Genomic DNA, 4,718 nt, shown 5'->3' on the forward strand with positions numbered 1-4,718 from the left:
AATACGTCCGCAGGAAGTTACCAATCCGGCCAATCGCGGCTTCAAGGTCGTCCACCCGCGGCAAGGTCACCACGCGGAAGTGGTCCGGCCACGGCCAGTTGAACGCCGTACCCTGAACGATCAGCAGCTTCTCCGACAACAGCAGGTCGAGGGCGAACTTCTCGTCGTTGAGGATCGGGCAGACCTTCGGGTCGATCCGCGGGAAGGCATACAGCGCGCCCATCGGCTTCACGCAGCTGACGCCCGGGATCTCGTTGAGCAGCTCGTAGGTGCGGTTGCGCTGCTCCAGCAGGCGGCCCGGCGGCAGCACCAGGTCGTTGATGCTCTGGTAACCGCCCAGGGCGGTCTGGATGGCATGCTGGGCCGGCACGTTGGCGCACAGGCGCATGTTGGCCAGCATGTCGATGCCTTCGATGTAGCTCTGGGCGTGGTGCTTGGGCCCGGAGATGATCAGCCAGCCGGAACGGAAGCCGGCCACCCGGTACGACTTGGACAGGCCGTTGAAGGTCAGGCACAGCAGGTCCGGGGCCAGCGAGGCGGTGCTGATGTGCACGGCTTCGTCGTAGAGGATCTTGTCGTAGATCTCGTCGGAGAAGACCACCAGGTTGTGCTGGCGCGCCAGCTCCAGCATGCCCAGCAGCAGCTCCTTGGAGTACACCGCGCCGGTCGGGTTGTTCGGGTTGATGATCACCAGGGCCTTGGTGTTCGGGGTGATCTTGGCCTTGATGTCTTCCAGGTCCGGGAACCAGTCGGCCTGCTCGTCGCACAGGTAGTGCACCGGCTTGCCACCAGCCAGGCTCACCGCGGCGGTCCACAGCGGGTAGTCAGGGGCCGGGATCAGCACTTCGTCGCCGTTGTTCAGCAGCGCCTGCATCGACATCACGATCAGCTCGGACACACCGTTGCCGAGGTAGATGTCCTCGATGGTGACGCCTTCGATCTCCTTCTGCTGGCAGTACTGCATCACTGCCTTGCGCGCACTGAACAGGCCCTTGGAATCGCTGTAGCCCTGGGCGGTGGGCAGGTTGCGGATCACATCCTGGAGGATTTCGTCCGGCGCCTCGAAGCCAAACGGCGCCGGGTTGCCGATATTCAGCTTGAGGATGCGGTGGCCTTCCTCTTCCAGGCGTTTGGCGTGCTTGAGCACTGGGCCGCGAATGTCGTAGCAGACATTGGCGAGCTTGTTCGATTTGCTGAACTGCATGATGTGGTCCCGATTGAGAATACGCACTGCGGCCCTCTGCGAAACGTTCGAAAGGTTTGAAAGGGCAGGAAGCGGGTGCCAGACTGGAAGCCTTGCACACGAAGCCAACTAATATACGTGCCACCCGCGCTACGGAAAAGACGGCGCGAGGTGAAATTCAGCCTGCCGAGGTCTCCACATGCAAAAGATCGACAAGACACTTGAAGAATGGCGCGAAATGCTCGACCCCGCCCAGTATCAGGTGTGCCGCCTGAAGGGCACCGAACGTCCGTTCAGCGGCAAGTACAACAGCGAGCGCCGTGCGGGCGTGTACCACTGCATCTGCTGTGAGCTGCCGCTGTTCGACTCGCAGACCAAGTTCGACTCTGGCTGCGGCTGGCCGAGCTTCTACGCCCCGATCGAGGAAAGCGCGATGGTCGAGATCCGTGATACCTCCCACGGCATGATCCGCACCGAGGTCACCTGCGCCCAGTGCGACGCCCACCTGGGCCATGTATTCCCCGACGGCCCGCCACCGACTGGCCTGCGTTACTGCATCAACTCGGTGTGCCTGGACTTCAAACCCCGCGACGGAGCCTGAAAATGGCCGGATCGATGCTGGACATCCCCTGCGTGACCCTGGGCGGCGAGCAGAAAAAGCTCGGCGACTTCGCCGGCAAGGCGCTGCTGGTGGTCAACACCGCCAGCCAGTGCGGCTTCACCCCGCAATACAAAGGCCTGGAGCAGTTGTGGCGGGATTACCGCGAACGCGGCCTGGTGGTGCTGGGCTTCCCTTGCAACCAGTTCGGCAAGCAGGAGCCGGGCGATGCGCGCGAAATCGGGCAGTTCTGCGAAGCCAATTTCGGCGTGAGTTTCCCGCTGTTTCGCAAGATCGAGGTCAACGGCCCTGGCGCCCACCCGCTGTTCGTCGAACTCAAGCAGCGTGCCCCTGGCCTGCTGGGCACGCAGAAGATCAAGTGGAATTTCACCAAGTTCCTGGTCGACCCGGCCAGCGGCAAGGTCACCCGCTACGCACCGACCACCAAGCCCCAGGCCCTGGAAGCTGACATTGAGCACCTGCTCAGCCGCTGAGCGGCACCCAGTGTTCGATCAGCGCCAGTAGCTCTTCGCGGCGAAACGGCTTGGCCAGGTAGTCGCTCATGCCTGCCGCGCGGCAGCGCTCGCGCTCCTCAGGCATGGCGTTGGCGGTCAGGGCGACGATCGGCAGCTCCGGCCAGCGCCCGCTCTGGCGAATGCGCCGGCTGGCCTCGTAGCCATCCATCACCGGCATGTTGCAGTCCATCAGTACCAGGTCGAAATCTTCCCGCTCCAGCCATTCCAGGGCCTCGACGCCCTGGGTGGCGACTTGCACCTGGCAGCCGAGCTTGGCCAGCATGCCCTTGGCCACCAGCTGGTTGACCGGGTTGTCTTCCACCAGCAGGATTCGCGCGCGGCCGTCGGCGGCGGTAAGCGGTGGGGTGCCCAGCGGGTGCTCCGGGGCGTGCCCCTGCAGGGTGCGGCGCAGGGTCTGGTACAGCGCGTTGCGTGCCAGTGGCCGGGCCAGCTGGTGCAGTGGTGCCAGTTGCGCCGATTGCTCGCCGGGCAGGAAGTTGCCGTAGGCAGTCACCAGCAGGATGGGGGCGTTCAGGGCCGCCCGCAGCTGGAACAGCTGCTCCAGGTTGTCGGTGATCAGCAGGTCGATGCTGTTGTCGAGGGCTGTGCTGCTGTCGTGCCGCTGATAATCCAGCCCCCAGCCCGGCAGCAGGCCTTGCAGCAGTTCGCTGAGGCCGCTGCCGGCGTCGCTGAGGGCGACCACCTTGCCCTGCAGGGCGGCTGGCGCGATGGCTTCGGTGTGGGTGGTCAGCGGCAGCTCGGCGCTGAAGCGGCTGCCAAAGCCAGGCTCGGACTGGATATGCAGATGGCCCTGCATGGCCTTGCACAGGTTGCGGGTCAGGGCCAGGCCCAGCCCGGTGCCGCCGTATTGGCGGGTGATGCCGGCGCCGGCCTGGGTGAACGGCTGGAAGATCCGCGCCTGGGCCGCTTCGGGGATGCCGATGCCGGTATCGCGTACTTCCAGGCGCACGCCGCCGACGATCGTTGCCAGGCGCACGTCGACGCGGCCGAAGCGGGTGAACTTGAGGGCGTTGGACAGCAGGTTGCTGACGACCTGGCGCACCCGCGTCGGGTCGCCGAGCACTGAACTGGGGAAGTTGTCGGCGATCAGGCAGGTCAGCTCGACGCTCTGCGCCGCGTTCTGCGACAGCAGGTTGGCGGTGTCCTCGACCATCGCGCCCATGTCGAATGGAATGCGTTCCAGCTCCAGCTGCCCGGCATCGAACTTGGACAGGTCGAGGATATCGTTGAGCAACTCCACCAGCACCTTGCCCGAGTCGTGGGCAATCGACAGTTGCTGGCGTTGCTCACCGGCCAGCGGGCTGTCCAGAGCCAGGGCGATCATGCCGAGCATGCCGTTGAGCGGGGTGCGGATCTCGTGGCTCATGTTGGCCAGGAAGGCCGCGCGCGCCTGGGCCATGTCGAGGGCGCGCTGGCGGGCCTCTTCCAGCTCCTGGTTGGACTGGCTGAGGCGGCTGTTGCTGGCCTTGAGCTCTTCAGTGCGGGCCGAGACGATGTCTTCCAGCTCGTTGAGGTACTGAGTCAGGCGGTTTTCTGCGGTGCGCCGCTGCTGGATCTCGGTGGACATGCTGACGAACTGTTGGTTGGCGACCTTGACCAGCACGCCGATCTCGTCGAGTTCGTGGCCGGGCGGGCAGTCCACCCGGGTTTGCCCGGGCTGGCGCGGGTCGCGGCCGGTGAGGGCGCCGATCACCGTTACCAGCGGCTTGGTCAGCAGCCTATGAAACAGCGCCAGGAGAATGCCGGTGAGCACCAGGCTGCGGGCAAAGCCATTGAGCAGGGTGACCCCGGCGCGGTCGAGGAAGCGGCTGCCGAAGGCGTAGGTGTCGACGTCCAGGTACAGCGTACCGAGGTATTCCTCGGGCATGTGGGTGAGGAACAGGCGCTCTTTGAACTGGCGCTGCTCGCCGAACAGGAAGTCGCTCAACAGCCGGTAGCGATCGTGCAGGCGTGGGCGCTCGACGTCAGCCAGTACGGTTTCGTTGTTGTCGATCAGCCGTGCACGGATGATGGCCGGTGACTGCAGCAGGCCGCGGGTCAGTTCCAGCGCCAGCTCCGAATCGATGTTGTAGGCGATGCGCGAGGCCGGATTGTGGCTGATTTGCAGCAACGCCCGCACTTCGCGGTTGATGGATGCGTCTTCGCTGGCATAATCGATGCCGATCTGGATGAGACTGAGCAATGTTCCCAGGATGAAGCCGACCAGGACTGTCAACCGGGCTTGCTTGTATGACAGGCGATTGGTGAACTTGATATCCATGAGTCCCGAGCCGGTTTCACGTCCCTTGCGCTGCGCAAGCATAGCCGATCAACCTTGGCTGCTGGCAGGTCTGTCACACATTCAGCCTTGATTGCTCACTTGTCTGTGCCGGGCTTTGTGGGGGTGGGGGGGGTGGAGGGG

Annotated in this window: 4 protein-coding genes; 2 read left to right on the top strand and 2 right to left on the bottom strand. The window is 64.4% G+C overall.

Features of this window, described 5'->3' with window-relative positions; all coding sequences use genetic code 11:
* The coding region (locus ACLEJU_RS28515) for a pyridoxal phosphate-dependent aminotransferase (protein ID WP_440776774.1) at positions 1 to 1,204 on the bottom strand (1,204 nt) is incomplete at its 3' end.
* A 178-nt stretch (positions 1,205 to 1,382) separates the two neighbouring features.
* Between ACLEJU_RS28515 and msrB the strand changes: the two genes are divergently transcribed.
* Both msrB and ACLEJU_RS28525 read left to right on the top strand, forming a co-directional pair.
* Positions 1,383 to 1,784: a peptide-methionine (R)-S-oxide reductase MsrB gene (msrB, locus tag ACLEJU_RS28520; protein WP_435425645.1), complete on the top strand. Its 402-nt coding sequence runs from the start codon at positions 1,383 to 1,385 to the stop codon at positions 1,782 to 1,784.
* 2 nt (positions 1,785 to 1,786) lie between these two features.
* Entirely contained in the window at positions 1,787 to 2,275 is a 489-nt protein-coding gene (locus ACLEJU_RS28525) for a glutathione peroxidase (protein ID WP_435425644.1), read from the top strand.
* Here the strand turns inward: ACLEJU_RS28525 and ACLEJU_RS28530 are convergent.
* Complete coding sequence (locus ACLEJU_RS28530) at positions 2,265 to 4,619, bottom strand: response regulator (RefSeq protein ID WP_435425643.1); 2,355 nt, start codon at positions 4,617 to 4,619, stop codon at positions 2,265 to 2,267. The genes ACLEJU_RS28525 and ACLEJU_RS28530 overlap by 11 nt on opposite strands.
* Positions 4,620 to 4,718: the final 99 nt, after the last annotated feature.

The sequence above is a fragment of the Pseudomonas sp. SMN11 genome (assembly GCF_052041945.1).
GTDB lineage: Bacteria > Pseudomonadota > Gammaproteobacteria > Pseudomonadales > Pseudomonadaceae > Aquipseudomonas.